The organism is Stenotrophomonas sp. 01N47 (genome assembly GCF_056399165.1).
Genome location: NZ_JBFTQU010000026.1, coordinates 1 through 608, shown reverse-complemented (window position 1 = coordinate 608; position 608 = coordinate 1). Strand labels below are relative to the sequence as shown.

2 protein-coding genes are annotated in these 608 nt (G+C 65.6%); one reads left to right on the top strand and one right to left on the bottom strand.

The genetic code is table 11. From position 1 onward, the window contains the following. On the bottom strand, positions 1-185 hold a 185-nt coding region (locus AC1DKR_RS21015; protein ID WP_478035061.1), incomplete at its 3' end, for a hypothetical protein. A 255-nt stretch (positions 186-440) separates the two neighbouring features. On the opposite strand from AC1DKR_RS21015, the gene AC1DKR_RS21010 reads away from it, so the two are divergent. Further along, on the top strand, positions 441-608 hold a 168-nt coding region (locus tag AC1DKR_RS21010; RefSeq protein WP_478035064.1), incomplete at its 3' end, for a DUF1289 domain-containing protein.

Genomic DNA, 608 nt, shown 5'->3' with positions numbered 1-608 from the left:
ACCGTGGTGTGTTCCATGCTGAACGGGAGCAGCAGTTCGGCGTGATCGGGTGCGAGGGCATCGAGGCGGATGCCTAGCGCACGCGCCACCGGGGACTGCATCAACACGGACTCCACCACGGCCGCCACGCGCGGCGCGACGGTGCCGTCCGAATGGCGGGAAATGCCAGCAGAGGCTTCAGACATCGGCAAACTCCGGAAAGGATGGGGAATGAATCGTGAATCGAGACATTGCCAGCGTAGCCAACCACCGCGCCCAGCTCAATAACTTCCGGGGTAATCCCTGCAGACACCGGCGGTCCGCGTTGACTGGTTCCCGGCCGACCATGACCGATCCTGGCCGACCCTGGCCGACCTGACCGGAAACGTCATATCGCCATCGCCGGGCCGGCCATCCGCCCCGTTTATAATGTGCCCCCAGCCGTTCCACCCGCCGACCGCATGCCCGTCATTCCGTCCGATTCCGTCCTGTCACCTGCCGCAGCCGCCACTTCCGAGGGCCAGGGCGGGCTGAGCAACCGTCCGGACAGTCCGTGCATCGGCATCTGCTCCACGCTGTTCGACGAAATCTGCCAGGGCTGTGGCCGCACCGCGGCGGAAGTCAGCAAC